This is a genomic window from Microbispora catharanthi (assembly GCF_006334915.2).
GTDB classification, from domain to species: domain Bacteria; phylum Actinomycetota; class Actinomycetes; order Streptosporangiales; family Streptosporangiaceae; genus Microbispora; species Microbispora catharanthi.
Genome location: NZ_VDMA02000015.1, coordinates 186,650 through 213,314, shown reverse-complemented (window position 1 = coordinate 213,314; position 26,665 = coordinate 186,650). Strand labels below are relative to the sequence as shown.

The window sequence follows — 26,665 nt, the reverse complement described above, 5'->3', positions numbered from 1 at the left end:
GGAATGAGAACGATCCTGATCGACAATTACGACTCGTTCACCTACAACCTCTACCAGCTCCTGGGTGAGGTGAACGGGCAGCCGCCGGTCGTGGTGCGCAACGACGCCGACTGGTCCCAGGTGCCGATCCACGAGTTCGACAGCGTCGTGATCTCCCCTGGTCCCGGCCGGCCCGAGCGGGCCCGTGACTTCGGCGTGAGTGCGCGGGCCATCCGCGAGAGCGGGCTGCCCGTGCTCGGCGTCTGCCTCGGCCACCAGGGCATCTGCCACCTTTTCGGCGGGACCGTCACCCACGCGCCGCAGCCGATGCACGGCCGCGTCTCCCAGGTGCGCCACACCGGCGCCGACATCTTCGCCGGCCTGCCCTCGCCGTTCTCGGTCGTGCGCTACCACTCGCTGGCCGCCACCGACCTGCCGGACGAGCTGGAGGCCGTGGCCTGGACCGACGACGGCGTCGTCATGGGGGTCCGGCACCGCACCGAGCCCATCTGGGGCGTCCAGTTCCACCCCGAGTCGATCAGCAGCGAGCACGGCCGCGAGCTGCTGGCCAACTTCCGCGACCTCGCGCTGGCCCACCGCCAGGCCAGGGAGGAGCGCGCCGCCGCCGCCCGCTCGCCCTACCGGGTGCACGTGCGCAGGCTGCCGCTGCTGCCGGACGCGGAGACCGCCTACCGGGAGCTGTTCGCGGGCAAGGAGCACGGCTTCTGGCTCGACAGCAGCTCGGTGATCGAGGGCCTGTCGCGGTTCTCCTTCATGGGCGACGGCTCCGGTCCGCTCGCCGAGTACGTCACCTACCGGGTGGCGGAGGGAACGGTCACCGTAGGCCGGGCCGACGGGTCGCGGCAGCGCATCGAGCAGCCGTTCTTCGAGTACCTGGACGAGCAGCTGCGTGAGCGTGCCGTGCCGACGCCCGAGGGCCTGCCGTTCGACTTCAACCTCGGGTACGTCGGCTACCTGGGCTACGAGCTCAAGGCCGAGGCGGGCGGCCAGGCCGCGCACCAGGCCGAGGAGCCCGACGCGGCGCTGCTGTTCGCCGACCGGATGCTCGTGCTCGACGACGTGGAGGGCGTCTGCTACCTGCTCGCGCTGACCACAAGCGCGGACGGGGACACGGACGGCGGCACGCTCGCCTGGCTGGACGAGACCGCGGCGCGGCTGTTCTCCCTGCCCAGGCACGAGCCGGCCGAGCCGGTCGCGTTCGCGGGAGTCGGCATGACCGACCCGGCGATCGCCGGCGCGGTGGAGATGCGGCACGACAAGCAGGGCTACCTCAGCCGGATCGGCGAGTGCCTGGAGGAGATCTACCACGGCGAGTCCTACGAGATCTGCCTCACCAACGCCGTCACCGTCCGCGCCGAGATCGACCCGCTGCGGACCTACAGCCACCTGCGGGCGATCAGCCCGGTGCCGTACGGCGCGCTGCTCGACTTCCCCGACGTCGCGGTGCTCAGCGCCTCGCCCGAGCGGTTCATGACGATCGGCCCCGACCGGGTCGCCGAGTCCAAGCCGATCAAGGGCACCCGGCCGCGCGGCGCGACCCCGGAGGAGGACGAGGCGCTCCGCCACGACCTGCTCAGCCGGGAGAAGGACCGCGCCGAGAACCTCATGATCGTCGACTTGATCCGCAACGACCTGAACACGGTCTGCGAGGTCGGGTCGGTGCATGTGCCCCGGCTCTTCCACGTCGAGACGTACGCGCCGGTGCACCAGCTCGTCTCCACGATCCGCGGCACGCTGCGCCCGGAGGAGTCGGTGGTGAGCTGTGTGCGGGCGGCCTTCCCCGGCGGGTCGATGACGGGCGCTCCCAAGATCCGCACGATGGAGATCATCGACCGCCTGGAGGAGGGCCCGCGCGGCGCCTACTCCGGCGCGCTCGGCTGGTTCTCCCTGGGCGGGGCCACCGACCTCAGCATCATCATCCGCACCCTCGTCGCCACCGGGGACCGGGTCAGCTTCGGCGTCGGCGGCGCGATCGTGGCCCTGTCGGACCCCGAGGAAGAGTTCGAGGAGACCGTCGTCAAGTCCCGCGCCATGATCACCGCGGTGCTGGCCACCGCGGCCCAGACCGTGGGGGCCTGACGATGATCCGCGGGGACCACACGACGGACCTGCTGCGGCGCTGCGTCGTCGTCGGCGGCGCGGGCGCCGTGGGCGGCCTGTTCGCCGAGCACCTGCTGCGGTCCGGCGCCGAGGTGCTCGTCGTCGACCCCGGCGCCGGGGAGGCACTGCCCGGCGGGCCGGCCGAGAGGACAGGGTCCGGCGAGGCGAGGTTCCTGCGCGGCGACATCACGGACATGGGGCCCGATCTCCGCGAGGAGATCGGGCGGGCCGACCTCGTCCTGCTCGCGGTGCCCGAGCAGGTGGCGCTGGCGGCGGTGAAGCAGGTGGCCGCGGCGATGCGGCCGGGCGCGCTGCTCGCCGACACGCTCTCGGTCAAGGGCCCGATCGCCGACGAGATCCTGGCGCACGCCGGGGACGTCGAGGCGGCCGGTCTCAACCCGATGTTCGCCCCGTCGCTCGGCTTCGCGGGGCGGCCGGTCGCCGCCGTCGTGATCCACGACGGTCCCCGCACGAGGGCGCTGCTGCGGCTGGTCGAAAGCTGGGGTGGCCGTGCCGTACGGCTCGGCGCGCACGAGCACGACCGGCTGGCCGCGGCGACCCAGGCGCTCACCCACGCGGCGGTGCTGTCGTTCGGGCTCGCCCTGGCCCGCCTCGGCGTCGGCGTCGCCGAACTGGCCGCGGTCGCCCCGCCGCCGCACGCCACGATGCTCGCACTGCTGGCCCGGATCGCCTCGGGCACGCCAGAGGTCTACTGGGACGTCCAGTCGGCCAACCCGCAGGCCGCCGCCGCCCGCGAGGCGCTCGCCGAAGGCCTACGCACACTCGCCGGCCTCCTCGACGGCCGGGCGGACGGGGAGGCGGAGTTCGCGGCGGCCCTGGGCGGGCTGCGCGACCTCCTCGGCCCCGACCTCGGCTTCTACCGCGACACCTGCGCCGAGATGTTCGGCGCACTGCGCCCCTACAGCTGAGCCCCTACAGCTGAGCCCCTACAGCTGAGCCCCTACGAGCACCCCCTGCCCCCGTACGAGCCCAGCCCCACCACGAGCACTTCACCTCCCGTCACGACTGAAAGGTGAGATCGATGACCATCTCCATCTCCCACGAGACCGTCCTCACTCCGGAGCAGCGCGCCAGGTTCGCCGCGGACCCGGACCTCGGCGGCGGCAACCTGCTGACGAAGGCCATCGAAGCCAACCCGCACCCGGAGCTGCCGTTCATCCACCTGGGCCGGCCGCTCACCAACACCAAGGGTGAGCAGCAGACCGAGTTCAGCCTGCTCGATCTGGACGAGCTGGCCCAGAGCTGGTCGGTGTGGTACCTGCGCCAGGGTGTGCGGCCCCGCGACCGCGTGGCCATCTACCTGGAGGACTCCTTCGCCTACTCCCTGCACTTCTACGCGCTGTCCCAGATCGGCGCGGTGGCGGTGCTGGTCAACAGCAAGGCGTCGCGCTACATCGCCACCGAGCTGTGCCGCCAGACCAACCCGGTCGGCATGTACACCGACCTCGCCCACCTGGAGATCCTCGGCGAGGAGTTCCACCTGCTGCCCGGCCTGCGGTGGACGCAGGTGGCCGAGGAGCTGCCCGCGCCCCCGCCGGCCGTGCTGCCGCAGGAGGCCCGCTTCCGCCACGTCGGCGAGGACCCGGTCTCGATCCTGCACTCCTCCGGCACCACCGGGCGGCCCAAGCCGGTCATCCAGACCCACCGCTCGTGCGTGGCCGGGCCGCGCTTCCGCCTCGTGGACCACCACGAGCAGCCGGGCGCCGTGATGATGACCGCGCTGCCGCAGTCGCACCTCGGCTGCATCGCCTACACGACGTACGCCGTGCTGGGCGGCACGCCCATCGTGCCCTGGTTCGACACCAGCGGCCCCGAGCTGGCCCAGGCCGTCGAGAAGTACCGCCCGACGACCGTCATGGCCTTCGGCCACGCGTACGCCGAGCTGGCGGGCGCGGACCTGCCGGCCGGGGCGATCGACTCCGTCAACGTCTGGATCTCCATCGGCGACGCGGTCCACGAGAAGCACATCAAGGGAATTCTGGCCAAGCGCGACCCGTCGCTGCCGCCGGCCGCGTTCTTCGACCGCCTCGGCACCACCGAGCTGGGCTGGGGCGTGCTCCTGAAGGTCCGCACGCTGGCCGACGAGCGCAACGACCGGTGCGTGGGCAAGCCGGTCGGCGTCGCCGAGGTCGCCGTGCTGCGCAGGGACGGCACGATCGCCGACGTCAACGAGGTCGGGCTGCTCGGCGCGAAGGGCCCGGCGATCACCGCCGGATACTGGAGCGACTCCGACACCACCTACCGCAGCAAGCTGTCGGGCTACTGGCTGACCGGCGACATGGCCTACCGCGACGAGGCGGGCAACTACTTCCAGGTCGACCGGGCGGTGGACGCGATCGAGACCCCGACCGGCACCGGCTACTCGGTCTTCATGGAGGAGCTGCTGCTCAACGACCTGCCCGAGGTCCTCGACTGCGCCGTGGTGGCGGGCATCCACCGCGGCCGCACGGTGCCGGTGGCGGTCGTGACGTCCAGCGCCGCCAGGCCGGACGCGCAGAAGCTGCTCAACGAGGCGAACGAGAAGCTGAAGGCCGCCGGTCACCCCGAGCTGACCATGCTGGAGGTCGCGCGCAACGAGGAGGACTTCCCGGTCGGCGTCACCGGCAAGGTCCTCAAGCGCCGGCTGCGGGAGAAGTACAGCTCGCTGTCCACCTACATCCGGGAGAACAGCGGCAGGCAGCTCGGCACGATCCTCACCGACGTCTTCGTCTGATCCCGCCCGGCCGACGCCCCCAGAATCCCGCGATCCGCACGCGGATCAACGGCGATCCGCACCCGATCCGCGCCGCCGGGCCGGAGGTTCCCCCCCAGGCCCGGCCCGGCGGCGCACACGCAGACGACACTGCCGCCCCGACGCCACGAAGACCCGACCACACGGATGTGGAGAATTCCCATGACTGACGCCGAGCTGTTGCTGGTGTTCGACTCGACGATCGACCCGTCCGGCATCGAAGGGTGGGCCCAGCACTTCGACTCCACCGGCACCACGGTCACGACGTACCGGCTGGGCGGGGCGGACGTGATGGTGGCCCAGGGGCCCGGCACCCTGCTGCCCCTCCCGGCCGACCTGCCCCGGCCCCGGCAGACGGCACGGGCGAGCGGCGGCTTCCGGCTCGGCCGGCGCGAGCTGTTCCCCTCGGGCACGGCCGTGACCATCGGCTCCGCCGTGGTCGGGGACGGGGACATCGCCGTCTTCGCCGGACCCTGCGCGGTCGAGAACCCCGGGCAGATGATGTCCACGGCCAGGGCCGTCGCCCGGCACGGCGCGGTCGGCCTGCGCGGCGGCGCGTTCAAGCCGCGCACCACGCCGTACTCCTTCCAGGGCCTCAAGTGGGCGGGCCTGGACCTGCTGGCGCAGGCCCGGGAGGAGACCGGCCTGCCGATCCTCACCGAGGTGGTCGACCCCCGGCACGTCGACCGGATGGCCGAGGTGGTCGACGGCTTCCAGATCGGCACCCGCAACATGCAGAACTTCGAGCTGCTGACCGAGGTGGGCCGCAGCGGCATGCCGGCCGTGCTCAAGCGCGGCTTCGGCTGCACGGTCGACGAGCTGCTCACCGCCGCCGAGTACATCCTCGCCGAGGGCAACGACCAGCTCGTGCTGTGCGAGCGGGGGATCAGGACGTTCGAGGGGGCCACCCGCTTCACGCTCGACCTGTCGGCGGTGGCGCTGCTCAAGCGGCGCACCCACCTGCCGGTGATGGTCGACCCCAGCCACTCCCTCGGCATCCCCGAGCTCATCGAGCCGCTCACGCTGGCCGCCGTGGCGGCGGGCGCGGACGCCCTGCTGATCGACGTGCACGTCCAGCCCGAGCAGGCGCTGTGCGACGGCAAGCAGGCGCTGCTCCCCGAGGACTTCGCCCGGCTGATGAGCCGGCTGGAGATGCTCTCGCTCGGCGTCGGCCGCCGGCTGGCCCCGGCCCCGGCCGCCGACTACTCCGAGATCCACGACGCCCTCACCCCCGACGTCGTCTAGCCCGGCCCGGCTGCGTACGAGTGCCGGTCGAGGAGGTGGAGCGATGCGCGCGGCGACGAGCACGCGCCCGGCGGACGCCGCTGTCGGTGCCGACGGCACCGCCGTCGACACTCACTGCCCGTACTGCGCCTTGCAGTGCGGCATGACCCTCAGCCCGGCGGGCCGCGCCTCGGTGCGGGTGCGGCCCCGCGACCCGTCCGCGGGCGGACTGTGCCAGAAGGGCTGGACCGCCGCGGCCCTGCTCGGCTCGCCGGCCCGGCTCACCACACCGCTCGTCCGGGACGGCGGGACCCTGCGCCCGGCGAGCTGGGACGAGGCCCTCGGCCTGGTCGCCCGCAGGATCAAGGAGATCGCCGCGGAGCGCGGGCCGGACGCCGTCGCGGTCTTCGGCGGCGGCGGGCTCACCAACGAGAAGGCGTATCTGCTCGGCAAGTTCGCCCGGGTGGCGCTCGGCACCTCCCAGGTGGACTACAACGGCAGGTTCTGCATGTCGTCTGCGGCGGCCGCGGCGCACCGCGCCTTCGGCCTCGACCGGGGGCTGCCGTTCCCCCTGGCCGACCTGGAGGGCGCGGACGCGGTGCTGCTCGCCGGGGCGAACCCGGCCGAGACGATGCCGCCGTTCCTGTCCCATCTGCGCCGCGCCATGGACGCCGGGGGGCTGATCGTGGTCGATCCCCGGCGCACCCCCACGGCCGAGCGTGCTGCGCTGCACCTCGCGCCGGCCCCGGGCACCGATCTCGCGCTGGCGCTCGGCATCCTCCACGCCGCCGTGGCCGACGGCCGTCTCGACCAGGCGTACGTCGCCGGCCGGACGACGGGCTTCGAGGAGGCCTGGCGGGTGGCCGCCGCCTGGTGGCCCGAGCGGGTGGAGCGGGTGACCGGCGTCGCCGCCGCCGACCAGCGCAGGGCCGCCGCGATCCTGGCCGAGGCCGCGAGCGCCTACGTGCTGACCGCCCGGGGGACGGAGCAGCACGCCACCGGCGTGGACACGGTCGGGGCCTGGATCAACCTGGCGCTCGCGCTGGGCCTGCCCGGCCGCCTGGGCTCGGGCTGGGGCTGCCTGACCGGCCAGGGCAACGGGCAGGGCGGGCGCGAGCACGGGCAGAAGGCCGACCAGCTGCCCGGCTACCGGCGGATCGACGACCCGGCGGCCCGTGCGCACGTGGCACGGGTGTGGGGGGTCGAGCCGTCCGCGCTGCCCGGCCCGGGACGGTCGGCGTTCGAACTGCTCGACGCGCTCGGCACCGCCGGCGGCCCGTCCGCGCTGCTGGTCTTCGGCAGCAACCCGGTCGTGTCGGCGCCGCATTCGGCCCGGGTGGCCGACCGGCTGGCCGCGCTCGACCTTCTCGTGGTCGCCGACATCGTGCTGTCGGAGACCGCCAGGGCCGCCGACGTGGTGCTGCCGATCACCCAGTGGGCCGAGGAGGACGGCACGCTGACCAACCTCGAAGGACGTGTGCTGCTGCGCCGCCGCGCGCTGGCCCCGCCGCCCGGGGTGCGCACCGACCTGGAGGTCCTGCACGACCTGGCCGTACGGCTCGGGCAGCCGCCCGAGCGCTTCCCCACCGACCCCGAGACGGTCTTCACCGAGCTGCGGGCCGCGTCGGAGGGCGGCCCCGCCGACTACTCGGGCGTGACCTTGGACCGGCTGCGGGCCGGGGAACGACTCCACTGGCCGGTGCCGCGAACGCCGGGGCATCAGGGGACGCCGCGGCTGTTCCTGGACCGGTTCGCCCATCCCGACGGGCGGGCCAGGTTCGCGGCCGTGGACCACAAAGGGCCGGCCGAGCCGCCGGACGAGGAGTTCCCCCTCTACGCGATCACCGGGCGGGTGCTCCAGCACTACCAGTCGGGCGCGCAGACCCGCCGGGTGGAGGAACTGCGCGCGGCCGTGCCCGAGGTGTACGTCGAGGTGCACCCGGACACCGCCCACCGGGCCGGGCTGCGCCACGGCGCGGCGGCGGCGGTCGTCGGCAGGCGCGGACGGGTCCTCGCGACGGTGCGCTGCGTGCCGTCGATGCGGCCCGACGTGGTCTTCCTGCCGTTCCACTTCCCGGGCGCCCAGCGCGCCAACCTCGTGACGAATCCGGCGCTCGATCCCGTCAGCCGGATGCCCGAATTCAAGGTCTGCGCCGTACGGCTGTCGCCGGCGGGGGAACGGGAGGCGCAGTGAAAACCAGGGTCGTGATCGCCGGCTACGGCATGGCCGGCGCCCGGCTGGCGGAGGAGATCCGCCGCCGGGACCCGGCGGGAGAGCGCGTCGCGATCGTCGCGATCGGGGACGAGCCGCACCCGCCGTACAACCGGGTCCTGCTGTCCAACGTGCTGGCCGGCGCGATGTCCGCCGAGTCGGTGCGGCTGCAGGAGGAGGGCTGGGCCGTCGCGCACGGCGTGGAGGTGTGGCGGGGCCGCGAGGTCGTCTCGATCGACCGCGACGGGCGCCGCGTCACGCTCGACGACGGCACGCTGATCGGCTACGACGTGCTCGTGCTGGCCACCGGCGCCCGCGCGTGGGTGCCGCCCGTCGAGGGGCTGATCGGCGACGACGGCGAGCTCGCCCCCGGCGTGACGACGTTCCGCACGCTGGACGACTGCGCCGCGATCGCGGCAGGAGCGCGCGGCGGCGTGCGGGTGGCCGTGCTCGGCGGCGGCCTGCTCGGGCTGGAGGCGGCCAGGGGCCTGGCGGCGCGCGGCAACGAGGTCACCGTCGTCCATCCGAGAGGCCACCTGATGGAGCGCCAGCTCGACGACGGCGCGGGCCAGGTGCTCGCCCAGGTCCTGCGCGGCCTCGGCGTGCGGGTGCTGCTGAACTCGCGGGCGGCCCGCTACCTGCCCGGCGACGGGCTGAAGCTGGACGACGGCCGGCTGGTCGAGGCCGACCTCGTCGTCGTGGCGGCGGGGGTGCGCCCGCAGACCGCCCAGGCGTGGGCGGCCGGGCTCGACGTCGAGGGCGGCGTGCTGGTGGACGACGACCTGCGCACGAGCGACCCGTGGATCCACGCGATCGGCGACTGCGCCCGGCATCCCGGCACGGTCCCCGGACTGGTGCAGCCCGCCTGGGAGCAGGCCGCCGCGCTGGCCGCGCTGCTCACCGGCACGCGGTCGCCCTACCGCGGCACGAAGGTGGTGACCCGGCTCAAGGCGAGCGGGGTGGACCTGGCCGCGCTCGGCGACGTGCACGCCGCGCCGGACGACCCGCGCGCCGAGGTGCTGTGGCTGAGCGAGCCGGCCCGGGGCCGCTACGCCAAGCTCGTCGTCCGCGACGAGCGGGTCGCGGGGGCCATCGCGCTCGGCGTGCCCGACGCCGCCGCCGCGATCACCCAGTTCTACGACCGCGGCCTGCCCGTGCCTCCCGACCGGCTCGCGCTGCTGCTCGGCCGGGCCATGCCGTACGGCGAGGGCGCGGCCCCCGGCGGCGGGAACGCGGCGGGGCTGCCCGGAGCGAGCGTGGTGTGCCGCTGCAACGCGGTCAGCAAGGACGAGCTGGTCGCCGCGTGGCGGTCCGGAGCCCGCGACCTGACCGCCCTCGCCTCGGCGACCCGGGCGACCACGGGCTGCGGCACCTGCACCGACACGGTGTGCGGCATCGCCCGCTGGCTCGCCCAATCGGAGAAGGCCGAAGCCGCGGGGACCGCGCATGCCCAGTCCTGAGACCCCGACCCGACCACGCTGACGAGGAGTTGCCCATGAGCGGAACGAGGGCGGCCGCCCGGCGCGGCCGCGGATGGATCGAGCACTGGAACCCGGAGGACGAGGAGTTCTGGGAGACCACCGGCCGCCGGGTGGCCCGGCGCAACCTGATCCTCTCGGTCTTCACCGAGCACCTGGGCTTCGCGATCTGGGTGCTGTGGTCGGTGGTGGTGCTGAGCCTGCCCGCCGCCGGGCTGCCGATGAGCGTGTCGGAGTCGTTCTGGCTCGTCTCCGCGCCCAACCTGGTGGGCGCGGCGATCCGGATCCCGTACACGTTCGCGGTGCCGCGCTTCGGCGGCCGGGTGTGGACGACGATCTCGGCGGCACTGCTGCTGGTCCCGTCGTCGCTGCTGGCGTTCGTCGTGCCGAGCGGCTGGCTGGCCGCGCAGGACCACGACACGAGGTTCTGGGTCCTGCTCGCCTGCGCCGCCGTGGCCGGCGTCGGCGGCGGCAACTTCTCCTCCTCCATGGCCAACATCTCGTTCTTCTATCCCGAGCGGCGCAAGGGCTTCGCGCTCGGCCTCAACGCGGCCGGCGGCAACCTCGGCGTCGCGGTCGTCCAGCTCCTGGTGCCGCTGGTGGTCGTCGCCGGCGTGCCCGTGGCGGCGACGGGCACGCGGGTCCACCTCGCGTACGCCGGCCTGGTCTGGATGCCCTTCATCGTGGTGGCCGGGTTCGGCGCCTGGCTGTTCATGGACAGCTTGGCCGAGGCCAAGGCCGACCCCCGGTCGTACGCGGCGGCGCTGCGGCACGGGCAGACCTGGATCGTGTCGCTGCTCTACGTCGGCACGTTCGGCTCGTTCATCGGGTTCTCCTTCGCGCTGCCGCTGGTGACCAGGACGACGTTCCCCGAGTTCCTCGCCCAGCATCCGTTCGTGCGCGACTACCTCGCCGGGCTCGGCTTCGTGGGGGCGCTGGCCGGGTCGGTCGCCCGGCCGCTCGGAGGCAGGCTGTCCGACCGGTACGGCGGGGCCCGGGTCACGCTGACCGTCTTCGCCGGGATGGTCGTGGCCACCGTCGCGGCGGCGGCCGGGGTGATCCGCCACGACTTCGGCCTGTTCTTCTGCGCCTACCTGGTCGTCTTCGCCTGCTCCGGCGTGGGCAACGGCTCGACGTACCGGATGATTCCGGTGATCTTCGGCGAGCTGGGGCGCAGGGAGGCGGCCAAACGCGGCCTCGACCCGGCGCTGACCGCGACGGACTACAAGCGCAGGGCCGCGGCCGTGATCGGCATCGCCGGGGCGATCGGCGCGTTCGGCGGGTTCCTGATCCAGCAGGTGTTCCGCCTGGCGAGCCTCGACGCGGCGAGCGCGATGAAGGGCATGACCGGCGCCGCCGCGGCCCGCGTCGCCCAGGAGCACGCGGGGTGGTCGCTGCCCGCCCTGTGGATCTTCGTCGGTTCCTATGTGCTGCTCGCCGGGCTCACCTGGTGGACCTACCTGCGGCGCGGGCCGAGCCGTGCGCCGAGCTTCGCCTACGCCCGGGTGTGAATTTTCGTAGCACTCCGGCGTAACCAAAGTTGTAGGCCGACTGCCCCTTCCGTCATCCGGTCTGGTCATTAGGGTGCGCGGCCGTTGTGGCGGCCATATGCGCGTGCCAGCGTGCTGGTCAGAGGGCCCGTGAAACGGCTCGTACGGGACTTGGAGGGATTTCGATGGCACGTCGCATCCGCGTGAGCAAGCCGACCAGAAAGCCCCAGTCGAACTCGCCCGACCTCCGCACGCCGTCCGGCCGCGAGCTGCCCTACTGACCGGCCCACTTCACAGAACCCACTCAAAGCACACAGCCGCTTCCAGCAGCAAGAGGGGAGGATCCCGGTGAGCAATCTCGTCATGGTCATGCCCTACCGGGCGTTCGTCATCAAGGCCCGAGAGGAGGGGCACCGGATCTGCGCGGTCTGGGATCCCACCCTGCAGACGCCGGACTACCTGGCCGGCATCGCCGACCTGGCCGACGCCTTCGTGCTCACCGACTTCGCCGACCCCGTCGCGTTCGACCGGACCGTACGGCAGGCCGTGCGCGACTTCGGCGCCGACCTCGTCTACCACATCGGGGCCGAGGAGAGCATGCTCGCGACCTACCGCATCGCGGAGGACCTCGGCAAGGCGGTCAACCCCGCACGCTCGATCGAACTGCTCAACGACAAGCTCCAGCTGCGGCGGCTGCTCGCCGAGCACGATCTTTCGCCCGTGCGGTTCGCCCACGCGGCGCGCTGGCAGGACGTGCCCGCCCTGCTCGGCGGCTTCGAGCTGCCCGTGGTCGTCAAGCCGACCGAGCTGGCCGGCAGCCGGGGTGTGTACCTGCTGCGCGAGCCCGGCCAGGTCGCCGAATGGGGCGCGCTGCTCGACTCGTACGGCTACGGCGGCCCGGTCCTCGTGGAGGAGTACCTGCGCGGCCCCGAATACAGCGTGGAGTCGATCAGCGACCACGGCCGTCACCAGGTGGTCGGCGTCACCCGCAAGGTGCTCGGCCCGCCGCCGCTGTTCGTCGAGGCCGGGCACGTGCACCCGGCGCAGGCCGGGCCCGACACGGCGGCGATGGCCGAGCTGACGGTCGAGATGCTGCGGCTGACCGGCTACCAGACCGGCCCGGCCCACACCGAGATCATCTGGACCGCCGCCGGTCCCCGGATCGTCGAGTCGCAGGCGCGGCTCGGTGGCGACCAGATCCCGCGCCTGGTGCAGCTCGCCACCGGGCTCGACATCGAGCGGGCCGTCTTCCGGGTCCTCGACGGCAGGGCGCCGGGCACGGTGGAGCGCCGGGCGGTCGCCCACATCTCGTACTTCAGCCTCACCCCCGGCGAGGTCCGCGCCGTCTCCGGTGTGGAGGAGGCCAGGGCTCTCGACTTCGTGGACATGCTGGAGTTCCCCTTCCGGCCGGGTGACCGGATCCCGGAGACGGTGGACTGGCGCACCCGGCACGGCTTCGTCGTCGTGACCGGGGAGACCGAGGAGCAGGCCGTCGCGCGGGCGCGGCACGTCCACTCGCTCGTACGAGCCGAGGTGGGCGAGCCCGTCGCGGCCGGGGCGGGCGTGGCGTCATGAACCTGGCCGCCCTCCATCCAAATCTGCGCGTCCGCATCGCGGTCGGCTTCCTGCAGCGCCTGCTCGACTCGATGGTCATGTCGTTCATGGCCATCTACCTCGCCTTCGAGTACGGCGTGGCGGTCGCGGGCGTGCTGGTCGTGACCGTCATGGTGCTCGGCGTCGTGGGCACGCTGGCGGGCGGGCACATGTCCGACGCGCGCGGGCGGCGGCGCACGCTGCTGCTCGGCGAGACCGGCGTCTGCCTGACGTTCGCGCTCATGGCGGTCGCCGACTCGTCCGCCTGGCACAGCCCGGCGATCGTCTACTGCGGCTACCTCGTCAACAAGTTCGCCGCGAGCTTCGCGATGCCGGCGAACGACGCGATGATCCTCGACGTCACGACCCCCGAGAGCCGCAAGCTCGTCTACACGATCAACTACTGGTCGATCAACCTCGCGCTGGCCTTCGGCGCGCTGCTCGGCGGCTTCCTCTACAACGGTCACTTCACGCTGCTGCTGACCCTGGCCGCCGCGGGCACGGTCGCGATCGCCGCGGCCACGTACTTCCTCATCGCGGAGACCAAGCCGGAGGAGACCGAGCAGGGGGAGACCGGTGCGGCGGCCGAGCCGCGCGGGTCGATCCTGCGGGACTTCGCCAACGGCTACCGGCTGGTGCTCCAGGACCGCGCCTTCGGCCGGCTGCTGGTGGCCGCCACGCTGTTCATGTCCATCGAGCTGCAACTGATCAACTACATCGGCGTCCGGCTGGCCAGGGACCTGCCGGCGCAGGACCTGCTGTCGATCGGCTCGTGGTCGGTCCGCGTGGACGGCGTGGAGATGCTCGGCATCCTCCGCGCGGAGAACACCGTGCTGGTCGTGGCGCTCGCGCTCGTCGCCCACGTGGTGCTGCGCCGGGTGCCCGACCGGGTCCGGATGTACGCCGGGGCGGGGCTGTTCACCGCCGGATACATGGTGCTGGCCGTCAGCGACACCGGCTGGCTCCTGCTCGTGGCCGCGCTGGTGCTCACCGTGGGCGAGCTGATGGACGTGCCGGTGCGGCAGGCCCTGCTCGCCGACATGGTCCCGGCCGCGTCCCGCACCCGCTACATGGCCGTCTACAACCTCAACATCCGGGTGGCCCTGGTCGTCGCGTCGCTGTGCATCACGATCGGCTCGGTCCTTCCGCCGTGGGGCATGGCCGCGCTGTACGGCGTCTTCGGCCTTGTGATCATCTGGCAGTACCACGCGATCCTCACCCCCTCCGCCGCCCGCGCCGAACTCGCGCGGGCGTGATCAGGGAGAGACCCGATGAACCTGACCACGCAAGAGATCGGCACCAGGCAAGAGACCGGCGCGGTGTTGCGGGGCGCGGAGCTGGAGTATCGGCGGCAGGGCGACTGCTGGGTGAGCCCGGTGGCCGGCCCGCACATCGGTGCGCGGCACTCCGCCGTCGACGCGGTCCGCATCCCCGCGGGCCGCCAGTGGTCGCCGCCCGGCTCGGCGGCGGCCGAGCAGATCGCGGTCGTGCTGGCCGGCGCGGGCGTCGGCACCGTCGGCTACGAGATCAGCCGGATGCGCGCCGCCTCGGCGCTGTACTCGCCCATGGGCAGTACGTACTCCCTGTCGGCCGGCGACCGGGAGATGACCGTCTACATCTGGAGCGCCGTGCCGTCCAAGGGCGGCACGGCCCGCACCACCCGGCCCGGCACCGGCCCGGCCCGGTTCCGCTCGCTGTGGAACGGCGAGACCTGGCTCACCCCGCCCGCCGCGAACGTCCTGTTCCGGCCGGAGGCCGGCCACGCGGGGCTCTGCCTGCGCTGCGGGATCATGCTGCCGGGGGAGACGCTCGGCGTCCGCCCGCGTGAGGAGAGCGAGGCGGTGTACTTCGTCTTCGAGGGCGAGGGGCAGTTCTACCTGCACGACCGGTGGGTGGACCTGGGGCCGGGCGACGGCGTCTTCGCGCCGCCGGGCGTCCGGCACGGCGCCCGCAACCCCCACACGGGCCACCTGGCCAGCCGCTTCGTCCTGTTCGGCGGTTCCGTGGCCGAAATGCCGTCATATCTGGCCGATGGTTTGCCAGATTTGTAGCGCGTACGGCCGCAGCGGTAGGGAAAAATAGGGGTGGAAAATCCGCCTCGCGCAATCTGAGTGGTATCGGGTGCATCCTCGCGTTTCTTGTACCTCCATTACTTCCAGCGGTGTCCACGTGAATGACAAAGCGATATCGAAACCGTTCAGACGGTCACGGCCACGCGGGTCGCGGGTGGCGTCATGCGGCGCGTGAGCCTCGGCGGGCAGGGCCTGGTCTCCACGAGCCTCGGGCTCGGCTGCACCGCGCTGACCGGCGCGTACGGCCCGGCCGACCCCGATGAGGCGATGCGGGTCGTCCTGCGCGCGCTCGACGGCGGCGTGTCGCTGATCGACCTGATCGACGCCGACGGCGAGGCCGAGCGCCTGGTCGGCAAGGCCGTCGCCCACCGGCGCGACGAGGCCCTGATCGCGGCCGGCCCTGGCTCGGTTCGATGGGCCGGTGCGGCCCGATGGGAGGGGCGAGACTGCGCGTCCCGTCCCGAGGACCTCGGCCGCGCCTGCGACGCGTCGCTGGCCCGCCTGGGGGTCGAGCGGATCGACCTGTTCGTGGTGGACCCCGGCGCCACCGGCGCGCCGATCGAGGAGACGATGGGCGTGGCCGGCCGTCTCCAGGACGCCGGGAAGATCGCGCACATCGGCGTCCGCGGGCTGGACGGGCACCGGTTGCGGCGCGCGCACGCGGCGCGGCCCGTCGCCGCCGTCGCGGTGGAGTACTCCCTGTGGCAGCGCCGGGCGGAGCGGGAGCTGCTGCCGTTGGCGCGCGAGCTGGGGATGGGCGTCGTCGCCGGCAGGCCGCTCGGCCGGGGCTTCCTGACCGGCCGGATCACCTCGCCGGTCCAGCTCGGCCCGGGGGACGTGCGCCGTCTGGACCCGCGTTTCTCCCCGGAGAGCCTGGAAGCCGAGCTGCTGCGGCTGCGCGACGCCCAGCGGGTGGCGGCCGACATGGACGTCGGCATGGGCCGGCTGGCCATCGCCTGGCTGCTGGGGCGGGGCGGCGACATCGTGCCGGTGCCGAGCACGCGCGACCTGGTTCACCTGGAGATGAACCTCACCGCGACCGGCATCCTGCTGCCCGAGCCGATCAAGGCCCGCCTCGCCAGGGCATTTCCTCTGAAGGAGGACTGACTGCCCGCCTCTGGAGGAGGAGGACTGGGTTTCCCTTGGAGGAGGGGCTGAGGCTCAGGGGAACGAGCGCTGCCCCCGCAGGCCGGGGGGGTTCGGCCGGGGACGGGGCGCGGGCTGGTCGCGGCGCGGCGAGATGAGCGAGGCGGCCAGCGCCTTGTTGACCGCGTCGATCCGGGAGACCGCGCCGAGCTTGGTGAAGATGTTGTGCAGGTGCCGCTTGATCGTCGCCTCGGTGAGCGTGAGCCGGGTGGCGATCTGGTAGTTGCTCAGCGCCTGGGCGGCGAGTTCGAGGATCTCCCGCTCCCTGTCGGTCAGCACCACCTTCGACCCGCCCCCCTGCACCTGGGCGAAGGAGTCGCGCGAGACGGCGAGCACGAGCCGGTCGGGCTCGGTTCTGACGCTCCTGACGGCCGAGATCAGCTCCTGGCGGTGCACGCTCTTGAGCAGGTAGCCGCGGATGCCCGCCGCCAGCAGGCGGCTCAGCAGTTGCGGGCCGTCGTACATGCTGAGGATGATGATCTGCGACTCGGGCGAGATCGTGCGCATGCGGGTCACGGTCTGCGTGGCGTCGTCGCCGGGGATCTCGACGTCGAGGAGGACCACGTCGGGCCGCTCCCGCTCGACCAGGGCCACCGCCCCGTCGGAGTCGCCCGCCTCGCCGACGACCTCGAAGTCGTCCTGGGCCTCCAGGATCTCGCGCAGGCCCTCCCGGAACAGCGCGTGGTCGTCGACGACGGCAATACTGATCATTTTGTCCGATTCGCTCATTTTGCCCCCTCGCCTGGCGGTTCGGGGTTGCATGGGCGAATCGCGCTGTGTTGCTTGATTCGCTCGCTCATGCGGTGAGCCCCGAGAAGGGCACGTACAGTTCGACGTGCGTGCCGTTGCCTGGCCTGCTCGTGATGGTGGTCGTCCCTCCGATGATCGCAGCGCGTTCCTGCATCGACAGCAGGCCCACCCCGTCCGACCGCCTGCCCCCTTCCACGAAGCCCAGGCCGTCGTCTTCCACCGACGCTCGCAGCTCGTGGGGGGCGAAGTCGACCCGGATCAGCACCTTGGTGGGGTTGCCGTGCTTGAGCGCGTTCCTGGTCGCCTCACGCAGGATGAGGAAGGACTCGTCGCGCACGGTGGGAGAGGCCCACGTCTCGTCCCCGCTGACCCGCAGCCGGATGTCCACCTCCTCCATGTCCACGGTCTCGAGGTAGTACAGCAGGGCCTTCTCCAGGCTGTTGAGCGGCTCCTGCGGGTGCAGTTCGCTGGTGACCGCGCGCAGGTTCTGCATGGTCTCCAGGATGGCCTGCTGGGCGGTCTCCACCTTGGCGGTCGCCGTCGCGGGCTTGCTCGCCCGGTGCAGGTCGTACAGCTCCAGTTGCCGGTGGGCGACGCTGAGGCCGTGCCCGAGCCGGTCGTGCAGTTCGCGGGCGATCCGGCGGCGCTCCTCGACCTGGGCCTCGTGGACCTTGTCGAGCAGGAAACTGGAGTAGCTGGCCGAGGCCTCCCTGATCCGTGTCGTGATGCTGCGCTCCAGCCCCAGCACGACCAGCGTGAGCAGCTGCATGGACTCGGCGTCGCCGGGCATGCGCTCCAGCAGGCAGGTCACGACCGCCTGGAACCACACCGACGCCGCGCGGAGCGACTCGTCCGGGTGAACCCCGCTCGCCGCCCTGGTCGCCCCCACCTCCCACGCGATCATCTTGTGGGAGTCGCCCACCTTGATGGTGCCGGCCCGCAGCGTCTCCGCGACGTCGTCGAGGATCTGCTCCGCGTTCGCCATCGCCTGTCGCAGGGCGATCGGGTCGCGGCTGATCGGGCTGTCCAGGGCCGCCAGGTTCCGTGCGTACGCTTCCAGAATCTCGGAGCGATGTGCTTCGAGGAAACCCTCGAAGTCCGGGACCGCCGGTCCCAGTTCTTCATCTCCCGCCAATGGACCCTCCGAGAGGAAGCGGACGAGTGCCTCCATCCTGGACTAAGCCGCACGCCCAGACAATAAGAATTGTGACACCAGCGGGAGAAGAACAGCCAAATGCACAGCGTATTGCGTCGTCATGAACGCCCGGTAGGGCAGGCGGCGGCGCACCCGGGACCCCCGGGAAAGCGGAGTAAGAGTGACGACGACGAGCAGCGACGCGCCGGTGAGCATCGCGGCCGGCGCCAAGCCGAGCGGCGCCCGCAATAGCACCGCGACCGCGCAGAAAGCGAGCGCGACGGAGGTGGCGACCGCCGACAGCAGCAGCCTGACCGGCCATTCTCCGCGGCTCACCGCGAACGTCACGCGCCCGGCGGAGCGGTCGCCCGCGATGTCGGGCAGGTCCTTCGCCGGTGTGCCGACCAGGCCCATCCACAGCGAGGCCGCGACGGCGAACGCGGGCAGCGCGATCACCGCCTGCCCGGTGGGGCCGGTCCCGCACGAGGTGTAGCCCGCGCAGTAGGAGAGCAGGCCGGACAGGCCGCCGACCACCACCGTGGCGCTGGACCACTTCTTCAGCTGGAAGGGCGGCGCCGAGTAGAGGTAGCCCAGCGCGAGCACCGCCGTCACCAGCCAGATCATCGCGCCGCCGAGCAGCAGCGCGCCGAGCAGGGCGGCCGCCGCGGCGGCCCAGGCGATGACCCGGGCCAGGCCGGGGTCGAGGTCGCCGCGGGCGATCGGCCGGCGCGAGCCGTTCACGCGGTCCTCCCGCACGTCCATCACGCCGTTGAACAGGTAGACGAAGAAGATCGCGCACTGCCACACCAGAGCCCCCGCCACCAGGCGGAACGGGTCGGCGGGAGCGAGTCCGGCGTCCAGGGCCGCGCCGGCGGCGAACCGCAGGAAGAAGATGGCCAGAACGGACGGGCGCGCCTCGGTCACGCACATTCCGAGGATTCGGAAAGGCGAAATCGAAATGGCCGGGAATGCTGCTCTGCTGATCGACATGACTCGGAGTATGTGTCCGGTTCAGGGGGGCGTTAAGAGGGCCGCCCGGGAGGTTGTACCGGGTCTACAACTTTCGATACCCCTACCGATCGTACGGGTGACACGGGGCGCACTCTAGTTGCTTCTCCCTTGCCCCTTGACCAGGGCGCTTGTAGCTTCGGCAACGTACCGGTCAGCGAATCACCAGCAATTTGGACGGCCTTCCGGATGGGAGTCGGCGCGATTCGCGGACAGCTTTTCGGAAAACGGTCGGTCGCGAATTCGGTGGCAAGGTCGCCGATGAGAAAGGAATTCCTCATGAGCAGCTCTCCTTCCCGTTACTCGGCCTTCACCCCCGTCCGCCTGGCGGACCGGCGCTGGCCGGACCGGACGATCGAGGCCGCCCCGCGATGGCTGTCCACCGATCTGCGCGACGGCAACCAGTCGCTGGTCAACCCGATGAGCCCGGAGCGCAAGCTCGCGATGTTCGACCTGCTCGTACGGATGGGATACAAGGAGATCGAGGTCGGGTTCCCGGTGGCGAGCCAGGACGACCACGACTTCGTGCGCATGCTCATCGAGCAGGACCGGATCCCCGACGACGTGCGGATCTCGGTTCTGGTGCAGGCGCGAGACGAGCTGATCCGGCGGACCGTGGAGAGCCTGGCCGGCGCTCCCCGGGCCAACATCCACCTCTACAACGCGACCGCCCCGCTCTTCCGCCGGGTGGTCTTCGGCATGACCCGCGACGAGTGCAGGGACCTCGCCGTCGAGGGCACCCGCCTGATGATGAAGTACGCCGAGGCGACCCTGGGCGACTGCGACCTCGGATTCCAGTACTCGCCCGAGCTGTTCAACGAGACCGAGCCCGAGTTCGCGCTCGAGGTCTGCGAGGCGGTCATGGACGTGTGGCAGCCGGAGGAGGGCCGGGAGATCATCCTCAACTTCCCGACCACGGTGGAGCGGTCGCTCCCGCACGTCTTCGCCGACCAGATCGAGTGGCTCGACCGCAATCTGTCCCACCGCGAGCACGTCTGCCTGTCGATCCACCCGCACAACGACCGGGGCACCGGCGTGGCCGCCTCCGAGCTGGCGCTGCTGGCCGGCGCCCAGCGGATCGAGGGCTGCCTGTTCGGCAACGGCGAGCGGGCCGGCAACGTCTGCCTGGTCACGCTCGGCCTGAACATGTACACCCACGGTGTCGACCCCGGCATCGACTTCTCCGACATCACCGAGATCCGGCGCACTGTCGAGTACTGCAACGAGATGCAGGTCAGCCCCCGCCACCCGTACGGCGGCGACCTCGTCTACACGGCCTTCTCCGGCTCCCACCAGGACGCCATCAAGAAGGGCTTCGACGCGCTGGTCGTGGAGGCCGGCGAGGCGGGCGTCAGCGTGGACGACCTGCCGTGGCGCATGCCGTACCTGCCGATCGACCCCAAGGACGTCGGCCGCACGTACGAGGCGGTGGTGCGCATCAACAGCCAGTCGGGCAAGGGTGGCGTGGCCTACATCCTGAGCGCCTGGCACGGGCTCAACCTGCCCAAGAACCTGCAGGTGGAGTTCGCCCGCGTCGTGCAGGCCCATGCGGACGGCTCGGGCGGGGAGATCACCCCGGCCGTCGTCCGCGACCTGTTCGACGAGGAGTACCTGTCGCGGACCGAGATCACCGTCCCGCTCGGGCTCGGCGGCCGGCCGCTGCAGACCACGTTGTACGTCGACGGCGCGCGCTTCGACGTCGCCGGGCCGCGGGCCGACGCCATCCGCACCCTGGGCGCCCGGCTCGCGGTCTGGAACGTGGACGTGCAGATGGTCCACCGCACCGGCGTGGAGGCCGCGGCCGGGAGCGCGGAGGACCGGGAGGTCGCGGTCTACGCCGAGTGCGTGATCGACGGGCGGCAGGTCTGGGGGGTGGGCCTCGACCACGACGTGGTCGCCGCGTCCTTCGCGGCCGTCCGCTCGGCGCTGGCCCGTGCCGGCGAAACGGACGCGGAAGGCGCGGGAGAGCGGGCCGGCGAGAGCGTTTCGGCGCGAATGACGCTGGTCGGCTGAACGCGGCTCAACACAGAACCTTTACAGAAGTCACGGCAATTGTGAAACCGGCCGGCGCGGCCGAGAATCGAACGGAATTCGGGAGGCTCATTATGGCCCTGGTGGAGCGGGAAGAGGTGTTGGCCTCCCTTGAGGACATGCTGGCCGACGCCGTCACCGGCAGAGGAAAGATCGCGATCGTCGGCGGGCCCGTCGCGACGGGGAAGACCGCACTGCTCAACACTCTGGTCGAGGACGCGCTGGAGCACGGCGCCCTGCCGCTGACCGCGACCTGCTCGCAGTCGGAGTCGGGACTGGCGCTGGCCGTGCTGTCGCAGATCCTGCACAACGCGCCGCTCACCCCCGACGAGGAGGAGCGCACCCGCAATCTGCTGCACGAGGGCGCCCGCTGCGCCATGTCGGCCGACCCGCTGGCCGACTACGTCGACCAGGTGGACGCCCACATCGTGCACGCCCTGTGCATGGTGCTGCTCGAACTCGCGGAGCGGCACCCCCTCATGATCGTGGTGGACGACATCCAGCACGCCGACCGCGCCTCGCAGCTCTGCCTGGCCTACCTCGCCCGCAGGCTGCGCTTCGCCCACATCCTGGCGATCTTCAGCCAGTCGGAGGAGGCGTGGAACGCCCCGTCGCTGTTCCAGACCGAGCTGCTGCGCCAGCCGCACTGCCGCCGCCTCCCGCTGTCGGCCCTGTCCCGCGAGGGCGTCGAGATCATGGCCGCCGACATCGTGGGTGACGACGTCGCCCGGCGGTTCGCCGCGGACTGGCACGCGGTCAGCGGCGGCAACCCGCTGCTCGTGGGCGCGCTCATCGAGGACCACCTCGCCGCGACCGACGCCGGAGGCGCGCCGGCCGAGAGCGAAGCGGCGGCGGAGCCGGACGAGATCGTCGCGGGCGACGCCTACCGCCAGGCGGTGCAGTCGTGCCTGCGCCGCGGGCACCCGCTCGCGGCCCGCGTCGCGCGGGGCCTGGCCGTCGCCGGCGACCCCGGCCACCTCGACCGGCTGCTCGACCTCGACGCCGGCGTCGTCGTCCAGGCGCTCAACGCGTTGCACAACGCCGGGCTGGTCGGCGCCGACCTGCACCTGCGCCACCCCCAGGCGCGCGCCGCCGTGCTCGCCGACCTCGACCGGCACGAGCGGACGGACCTGCACCGCAGGGCCGCCGAGCTGGCGTACGGCCAGGGCGCCCCGGCCGCCGTGATCGCCGAGCACCTGCTGGCCGCCTCGCACAACGGGGGCTCGTGGGCCGTACCGATCCTGGAGGAGGCGGCCCGGCAGGCGCTCAGCGAGGGACGCGTCGAGCCCGCCGTCGACTACCTGCGGCTGGCCGACGGCGCGTGCACCGACGACCAGCGCCGGGCCACCATCAAGACGACGCTGGTGCGGGCGGAGTGGCGGCTCAACCCGAGCGCCCCCGCGGCCCACCTCGACGAGCTCACCGACGCCATGCACCGCGGCCACCTGCGCGGCTCCGACGCCGTCGTGCTGGCCAAGGCGCTGCTGTGGCACGGCCGCTTCGACGACGCCCGTGACGTGCTCGACCACCTGGGCAGGATCGGCTCGATCATGGACGCGGAGACCGTGGCCGAGATCCGCGCCGTCCGGCCGTGGCTGCGCTGCTCCTACACGCCGTTCCTGGCGCACATCCCGAGGGTCACCGACATGAGCACGCAGGCGCCGCCGTCCGCGCCGGTCATCGGCCGGCTGGAGGCCGCCACCGCGCTCGCGGCGGTGCTGACCAAGGGCCCGCACCCGCAGACACTGGCCGACGTGGAGCGCATCCTGCGCGGCTCCCGCCTCGACGACATGTCGATGGACGCCGTCGAGTGCGCGCTGCTCGCGCTGATCTACGGCGAGCGGTCCGACCTGGCGGCCCCCTGGTGCGACCTGTTCTTCGAGGAGGCCGCCAGCCGGCGTGCCCCCAGCAGGCAGGCCCGCCTCGCGGCGCTGCGCGCCGAGATCAGCCTGCGGCAGGGCGACCTGGAGGGCGCGGAGGGCCTCGCCCAGATGGCCGTACGGCTCATTCCGCCGACGAGCTGGGGGGTCGCGGTCGGCGGCCCGCTGTCGGTGCTGCTGACGGCGGTGACCGCGATGGGCCGGTTGGACGAGGCCGTGCAGCTGGTGAACCAGCCGGTGCCCGAAGCCATGCTCCAGACCCGGTACGGCCTGCACTATCTGAACGCGCGGGGCCGCTACCACCTGGCGACGGGCGACCTCGGCATGGCGCTGCGCGACTTCCAGACGTGCGGCGAGCTGATGGGCTCCTGGAGCCTCGACTCGCCGGGGCTCGTCTCCTGGCGGACGGGCGCGGCCGAGGCGCTGATCGGCATGGGCCGCGCGGAGCGGGCCCGGCCGCTGCTGGACGAGCACGTGGCGCGCTGCGCCCCCGGCCCGGTCCGCGCCCGCGGGACCGGTCTGCGGCTGACGGCCGCCGCGAGCGAGCCCAGGCAGCGTCCCCCGCTGCTGCGCCGCGCCGCCGACATGCTCCAGGCGAGCGGCGACCAGTACGAGCTGGCCCGGGCCCTGGTCGACCTGGCCGACGCCTACCAGGCGGTGGGAGAGCTGCGCCGCGCCCGTACGGTCGCCAGGCAGGCCCAGCGGATCGCAGAGGAGTGCGAGGCCGTCCCGCTGGTCAACGCGCTCACCCAGGGCGGTCCCGGGCAGCCGGCCGAACCGCCCCGCACGGAGAGCGGCCCGGGGACGCTGAGCGAAGCCGAGCGCCGGGTGGCCTCGCTCGCCGCGGTCGGCTACACCAACCGCGAGATCGCCGACAAGCTGTACATCACGGTCAGCACGGTCGAGCAGCACCTGACCCGCATCTATCGCAAGCTCAACGTCACCCGCCGTTCCGACCTGCCCGCCAGCCTCGAGTTCAGCACCTCCGCCTGAGACAGCTCCACGACCTGGGCCGGCCGGGTGTTCCCGGCCGGCCACTTCCCTGACTGGAAGGTGAACGCGCATGACTCAGACGAGCGTCACCCCTGCCGTCCCACCACCGGCCGCCACACCCGCCACCGCATCGGCGGGCCGCCTCACGGCGGCCCAGGGCGCCGCCATGTACGTCGGCGCGGTGCTCGGCACGGGCGTCATCGCCCTGCCCGCGCTCGCGGCCCAGGCGGCCGGGCCGGCGTCGCTGCTGGCCTGGCTCGGCCTGGTCGTGCTGTCGGCCCCACTGGCCGCGGCGTTCGCCGCGCTCGGCGCGCGCCACCCCGACTCCGGCGGCGTGTCGACCTACGCCCGCCTCGCCTTCGGAGACCGGGCCGCGGTCGTCGTCGGCTGGTGCTTCTACTTCGCGATCCCGCCCAGCGCCGCCGCCGCGGCGCTGTTCGGCGGCGAGTACGTCGCCGCGGCGGTGGGCGGTGGGACCGGCACCGCGACGCTGACGGCCGCGGGGCTGATGGCGATCGTGACCGTGTCGAACGCCTCCGGTCTGCGGGTGACCGGCCGGGTCCAGCTCGGGCTGGCCGGGCTGCTCGTCGCATTGCTCGTCGTCGCCGTCGCGCTGTCGCTCCCGCACGCCGATGTGGCCAACCTGCGGCCGTTCGCCCCGCACGGCTGGACGGCCATCGCCCCGGCGGCGGCCCTGCTCGTGTGGAGCTTCGCCGGCTGGGAGGCGATCACGCACCTCGCCGCCGACTTCCGCAGGCCGTCCAGAGACCTGCCCAGGGCCGCCGCGGCCGCCGTCGTGCTGGTCGGCGTGCTGTACCTGTCGGTCGCCTTCGCCACCGTCGCCGTCCTCGGCCCGGCCGCCGGAGGCGCGCGGGCGCCCCTCGGCGACCTGCTGGCCCTCGGTCTCGGCGGCAACGCCCGGCTGCTCGCCGCCGTGGCCGCGCTGCTGCTGACGCTCGGCGCGATGAACGCGTACTGGGCCGGGGCGGCCAAGCTCGGCGCGGCCCTCGGCCGCGACGGCGCCCTGCCCGGCTGGCTCTCCCGCGGCAGCGTCGCCGGGGAGGTGCCCCGGCGCAGCCTCGCGGTCGTCGCCGTGCTGTCCTTCCTGGCGCTCGCCGTCGTGTACGCGGCGGGGACGGGTATCCGTCCCCTGGTGCTGATGACCAACGGGTCGTTCGTGGTGGTCTACGCGATCGGCGTCGCGGCCGCCATCCGGCTGCTGCCGCGCGGCCGGGCCAGGGCCGCCGCCCTGCTCGCGCTCGTGGCGGTCGCCCTGCTGGTCGCCGCGTCGGGCGTCTACCTACTCTGGCCGCTGCTGGTCGGCGGCGCCGCCCTGGCGTACGCGCGGTTCACCCGCAGGGGGGCGGCCGTCCCGGCGGAACATTGACGAAAGTGAAGGGTCACCGGCGACTTTCCGTGAGTGCCCGCCGTGCGTCCGGTTCCTAGGGTCGAGGGGCCGGACGGACCGGCGCGAAGCAGCACGGAGGGGAACCGGTGGGCAACGAGATCGAGGACGTCCCGGACATCAGCGCCGAGTGGTATCGGGAGGTCACCGCGCTCGCCCTGCACACCCCCGCATGGGTGCGCGACGCGGCGGGGATCGCGACGGACGCCGTCCCCGCGGTCCTCTTCGCGTTCCTCGTCCTCGGCTGGTGGCGGGCGCGGCGGGGGGACGACCGCAGGATGGCGCTCGCCCTGCTCGCACCGGTCGCGGTGGTGACGGCCTACCTCGCGAGCGAGGGCGTCAAGAGCGTCCTGCGGCTGCGGCGCCCCTGCTGGGACCTGGCCGACGTGGTCACCGTGGCGCACTGCCCGCCGTACGGCGACTGGTCGCTGCCGAGCAACCACGCGACCTTCGCCGCGGCGGCGGCCGTCGCGCTGGTCGCCCTGTGGCGCGGCATGGCGGTGGTGGCGCCGGCGCTCGCGCTGCTGGAGGCGTTCTCCAGGGTCTTCGTGGGCGTCCACTACCCGCACGACGTGGCGGCGGGGCTGCTGTTCGGCGCGCTGATCGCCCCGCTGGTCCTGCTGGCCCTGCGGAACCCCGCGGCCGCCCTGGTCTCCGCGATGCGGCGGCGCCCGGCGCTGGCGGCGGTGCTGACTACCGCCCGCCCGCCAGTCCCGCCTCATGGGCGATGACCGCCGCCCGCACCCGGTTGGGCACGCCGAGCTTTCCCATGATCGTGCTCACGTAGGTCTTGACGCTGCCCTCGGCGAGGTGCAGACGGGCGGCGATGCCCGCGTTCGACATGCCCTCGCCGACCAGGGCGAGCACCTCGCGCTCCCGGCCGGTCAGCGCCGCGACCTGTTCCCGGGCCGCGGCCGAGCGCGACAGCCGGTCGCCGGCGAGTCCCCGGATGACCCGTGCGGCCACCGGCGGCGACAGGTACGCCCCGCCCTCGGCCGCCGCCCGCACCCCGAGGGGGAACTCGCGCGGATCCCCGGTCTTCAACAGGAATCCCGCCGCGCCGTCGCCCAGCGCCCGCGCGACGTAGGCGTCCTCGCCGAAGGACGTCATGATCAGTACGGCGGTGCCGGGGGCGGTCCTGCGCACCTCGGCCGCGGCGGCCAGCCCGTCCAGGGCGGGCATCCGGATGTCGACGAGCGCGACGTCGGGCCGGTGCGCCAGGACGGCGTCCACCAGCTCACGCCCGTCGGCGGCCTCGGCGACCACCTCGATGCCCGGGTCCGCCGCCAGGATCGCCCGCACCCCGGCCCGGATCACCGGTTCGTCGTCGGCCAGGACCACCCGGATCGCGTGCATGCCTTGATGGTACGGAAGCGTGGAAAGTCTCCGGGTGCCG

At 72.9% G+C, this 26,665-nt stretch carries 19 protein-coding genes; 15 read left to right on the top strand and 4 right to left on the bottom strand.

From position 1 onward, the window contains the following. The first annotated feature begins 3 nt into the window (after positions 1 to 3). The 11 genes from pabB to FH610_RS26725 all read left to right on the top strand — a co-directional run bounded on the left by pabB (position 4) and on the right by FH610_RS26725 (position 16,028). Positions 4 to 2,079 carry an aminodeoxychorismate synthase component I gene (gene pabB / locus FH610_RS26775; RefSeq protein WP_139577578.1) on the top strand — a complete coding sequence of 692 codons (2,076 nt, stop codon included), beginning with the start codon at positions 4 to 6 and terminating at the stop codon, positions 2,077 to 2,079. Between the two features lie 2 nt (positions 2,080 to 2,081). Next, entirely contained in the window at positions 2,082 to 3,029 is a 948-nt protein-coding gene (locus FH610_RS26770) for a prephenate dehydrogenase/arogenate dehydrogenase family protein (protein WP_139577577.1), read from the top strand. 113 nt (positions 3,030 to 3,142) lie between these two features. Then, a complete protein-coding gene (locus FH610_RS26765; RefSeq protein WP_167538776.1) occupies positions 3,143 to 4,834 on the top strand; it encodes a class I adenylate-forming enzyme family protein in 1,692 nt (563 codons plus the stop codon). A 180-nt stretch (positions 4,835 to 5,014) separates the two neighbouring features. Then, positions 5,015 to 6,097, top strand: coding sequence for a 3-deoxy-7-phosphoheptulonate synthase (gene aroF, locus FH610_RS26760; RefSeq protein ID WP_139577576.1), 1,083 nt, complete (start codon positions 5,015 to 5,017; stop codon positions 6,095 to 6,097). Positions 6,098 to 6,140: 43 nt separating this feature from the next. Beyond that, entirely contained in the window at positions 6,141 to 8,270 is a 2,130-nt protein-coding gene (locus FH610_RS26755; RefSeq protein WP_139577575.1) for a molybdopterin oxidoreductase family protein, read from the top strand. Further along, positions 8,267 to 9,748 carry an FAD-dependent oxidoreductase gene (locus FH610_RS26750; protein ID WP_139577574.1) on the top strand — a complete coding sequence of 494 codons (1,482 nt, stop codon included), beginning with the start codon at positions 8,267 to 8,269 and terminating at the stop codon, positions 9,746 to 9,748. The genes FH610_RS26755 and FH610_RS26750 overlap by 4 nt, the downstream gene beginning before the upstream one ends. Positions 9,749 to 9,783: 35 nt before the next feature. Beyond that, the gene (locus FH610_RS26745; protein WP_139577573.1) at positions 9,784 to 11,277 is read left to right on the top strand and encodes an MFS transporter; all 1,494 of its coding nucleotides are present in this window, start codon (positions 9,784 to 9,786) and stop codon (positions 11,275 to 11,277) included. A gap of 327 nt (positions 11,278 to 11,604) precedes the next feature. Beyond that, complete coding sequence (locus FH610_RS26740) at positions 11,605 to 12,831, top strand: ATP-grasp domain-containing protein (protein ID WP_139577572.1); 1,227 nt, start codon at positions 11,605 to 11,607, stop codon at positions 12,829 to 12,831. Further along, the gene (locus tag FH610_RS26735; protein ID WP_139577571.1) at positions 12,828 to 14,105 is read left to right on the top strand and encodes an MFS transporter; all 1,278 of its coding nucleotides are present in this window, start codon (positions 12,828 to 12,830) and stop codon (positions 14,103 to 14,105) included. The genes FH610_RS26740 and FH610_RS26735 overlap by 4 nt, the downstream gene beginning before the upstream one ends. A 15-nt stretch (positions 14,106 to 14,120) precedes the next feature. After that, on the top strand, positions 14,121 to 14,900 hold the full coding sequence (locus FH610_RS43885) for a cupin domain-containing protein (RefSeq protein WP_205826080.1): 780 nt from the start codon (positions 14,121 to 14,123) through the stop codon (positions 14,898 to 14,900). A 183-nt stretch (positions 14,901 to 15,083) separates the two neighbouring features. Then, entirely contained in the window at positions 15,084 to 16,028 is a 945-nt protein-coding gene (locus tag FH610_RS26725) for an aldo/keto reductase (RefSeq protein ID WP_139577570.1), read from the top strand. A gap of 54 nt (positions 16,029 to 16,082) precedes the next feature. On the opposite strand, the gene FH610_RS26720 is transcribed toward FH610_RS26725, so the two are convergent. The 3 genes from FH610_RS26720 to FH610_RS26710 form a co-directional block, all read right to left on the bottom strand. Then, positions 16,083 to 16,778 carry a response regulator transcription factor gene (locus FH610_RS26720; RefSeq protein WP_225898814.1) on the bottom strand — a complete coding sequence of 232 codons (696 nt, stop codon included), beginning with the start codon at positions 16,776 to 16,778 and terminating at the stop codon, positions 16,083 to 16,085. Positions 16,779 to 16,863: 85 nt separating this feature from the next. Then, on the bottom strand, positions 16,864 to 17,952 hold the full coding sequence (locus FH610_RS26715) for a sensor histidine kinase (RefSeq protein WP_161628085.1): 1,089 nt from the start codon (positions 17,950 to 17,952) through the stop codon (positions 16,864 to 16,866). Between the two features lie 42 nt (positions 17,953 to 17,994). Continuing rightward, positions 17,995 to 18,876, bottom strand: coding sequence for a UbiA family prenyltransferase (locus tag FH610_RS26710; RefSeq protein WP_161628084.1), 882 nt, complete (start codon positions 18,874 to 18,876; stop codon positions 17,995 to 17,997). Positions 18,877 to 19,239: 363 nt separating this feature from the next. Here FH610_RS26710 and leuA point away from each other — a divergent pair, with 363 nt between their 5' ends. From leuA to FH610_RS26690, 4 genes are all read left to right on the top strand, one after another. Continuing rightward, positions 19,240 to 20,973, top strand: coding sequence for a 2-isopropylmalate synthase (gene leuA, locus FH610_RS26705; RefSeq protein ID WP_182900636.1), 1,734 nt, complete (start codon positions 19,240 to 19,242; stop codon positions 20,971 to 20,973). A 92-nt stretch (positions 20,974 to 21,065) separates the two neighbouring features. Further along, positions 21,066 to 23,864: a helix-turn-helix transcriptional regulator gene (locus FH610_RS26700; RefSeq protein WP_139577565.1), complete on the top strand. Its 2,799-nt coding sequence runs from the start codon at positions 21,066 to 21,068 to the stop codon at positions 23,862 to 23,864. A gap of 70 nt (positions 23,865 to 23,934) precedes the next feature. Next, entirely contained in the window at positions 23,935 to 25,251 is a 1,317-nt protein-coding gene (locus tag FH610_RS26695) for an APC family permease (RefSeq protein ID WP_139577564.1), read from the top strand. A 107-nt stretch (positions 25,252 to 25,358) separates the two neighbouring features. Continuing rightward, positions 25,359 to 26,000, top strand: coding sequence for a phosphatase PAP2 family protein (locus tag FH610_RS26690; protein ID WP_240809209.1), 642 nt, complete (start codon positions 25,359 to 25,361; stop codon positions 25,998 to 26,000). Here FH610_RS26690 and FH610_RS26685 read toward each other — a convergent pair. Further along, positions 25,963 to 26,625 carry a response regulator transcription factor gene (locus tag FH610_RS26685; RefSeq protein ID WP_139577563.1) on the bottom strand — a complete coding sequence of 221 codons (663 nt, stop codon included), beginning with the start codon at positions 26,623 to 26,625 and terminating at the stop codon, positions 25,963 to 25,965. The genes FH610_RS26690 and FH610_RS26685 overlap by 38 nt on opposite strands. Positions 26,626 to 26,665: the final 40 nt, after the last annotated feature.